Source organism: Candidatus Methanoperedens nitratireducens, assembly GCF_900196725.1.
Classification (GTDB): Archaea; Halobacteriota; Methanosarcinia; order Methanosarcinales; family Methanoperedenaceae; genus Methanoperedens; species Methanoperedens nitroreducens_A.
Window position 1 is genome coordinate 1 of sequence record NZ_FZMP01000142.1, and the last position, 1,500, is coordinate 1,500.

The window sequence follows — 1,500 nt, forward strand, 5'->3', positions numbered from 1 at the left end:
TTAGGCACGTACGAAAATCGGTGTTAAAGGATACAGTAATTTCAGGGAAAAGGCACAGAGCGCAAGAATAGCCGAGCAAGACTCTATAGGAGCAAATCCACTTACCGCAGTTGAAATATATAAAGAGGCTATAGCAGTTGGAACTGAGCTTATCAATAGCGTTGATGGCATTAAGCTCCAGGAATTAAACAGGTTCAGAAAAATAGTTTTCGTTAAGGAAACCGGTATCGCTTTTATTATAGGGTTTTTTTCCGGAGTGGCAACCGGTGCCTTTTTGAGTTATAATACTGCTAATACTGCTCTGGATTACTTAAAGAGCTTATTCAATAAATAAAAAATCCTGAATATACATTTCTTACTGGTTCGCTAGAGTTTAAGTTATGAGATCTTCAAAAGGAGATGAACATGTGGCATGACATCGCTAAATTTGGGAAGATGCTCGTGAATCACGGGCTTGTTGAATCGCATTTCGGGAATATCAGCATCCGCGCCGGGAGCAGGATGCTTATAACAAGAACTGGCTCGGCTCTTGATGAGATAGATGAAAACAGCGTTGTAGAAGTGGACATTGATAAACCATCAAGTATCGATGCGATCGCATCCTCTGAGAGCATTGTGCACAGGGCCATATACAAAAATACCCGGGCCCTTGCAGTGATCCATGCACATCCCGCTTTTGCTGTTATTGAGTCCTTGCTGGCGGCGGAAGATATGATAGCTCCGCTGGATATAGAAGGACAGCACTTCCTGAATGATATTCCTGTAATAAGAGGGGAGAGCGGTACGGATGAGCTTGCAAAAAACGCTGCAGAGGCGCTCAAAGACCACAGGGGCGTTATTGTTTTTAGCCACGGCACATTTGCTACCGGGATGAACCTTGAAGAAGCTTATGTCGTTACAACGCTGATAGAGCACAGCTGCAAATTGAGGTATTATTATGAGCTGGCTAAGAAACAGGCAGTCGTTTAGCCCGAAAAAAACGGATTTAGCTAAAAACTACCAAGGGTTTATATATTCACAAAACCTATTACTAGTTAATCAGTTGGCTAATTGAGTAACCGAGTCCGGGTTAATCCCGTCTGTGTGTGCTTCTTTTAGGTTGATTGATGAATTGAACAGAGGGAAAAGATTGTTTACAGAAGAAGATAAAAACGCTCCAGTCTCGGCAGGCGGGGTCCACGATGTCACAATCGAGGGCATTGCCAAAAAGGGGGATGGAATCGCGCGTATAGAGGGCTTTGTTATTTTTGTGCCCGGTACAAAGGTCGGAGACCAGGTCAAGATAAAAATTGAGCGGGTCATGCGGAAATTTGCGATTGCAACCCTTGATGGGACAAACCAATAATAAGGAGAAATATAAATGAGCGACGATAGAAGAGGTGGCTTCCGTGGAGGAAGTGGCGGTTTCAGAGGACCAAGAGAAATGCACAAGGCAACCTGCGCAGACTGCGGTCAGGAAACTGAAGTACCTTTCCAGCCATCCGGCGACAGACCGGTATA

General features: G+C 44.3%; 3 protein-coding genes. All 3 read left to right on the forward strand.

Features of this window, described 5'->3' with window-relative positions:
- Window positions 1-405: 405 nt before the first annotated feature.
- Window positions 406-969: an aldolase gene (locus MNV_RS09855; protein ID WP_096205659.1), complete on the forward strand. Its 564-nt coding sequence runs from the start codon at window positions 406-408 to the stop codon at window positions 967-969.
- A gap of 160 nt (window positions 970-1,129) precedes the next feature.
- Window positions 1,130-1,345, forward strand: coding sequence for a TRAM domain-containing protein (locus tag MNV_RS09860; protein WP_096205661.1), 216 nt, complete (start codon window positions 1,130-1,132; stop codon window positions 1,343-1,345).
- A 78-nt stretch (window positions 1,346-1,423) separates the two neighbouring features.
- Window positions 1,424-1,500: CxxC-x17-CxxC domain-containing protein (locus MNV_RS21320; protein WP_394336540.1), on the forward strand; the 77-nt coding region annotated here is incomplete at its 3' end.

Bases quoted from the DNA above. Each gene is read 5' to 3' on its own strand.
- MNV_RS09855 (WP_096205659.1), top strand. From the start codon at position 406: ATGTGGCATGACATCGCTAAATTTGGGAAGATGCTCGTGAATCACGGG.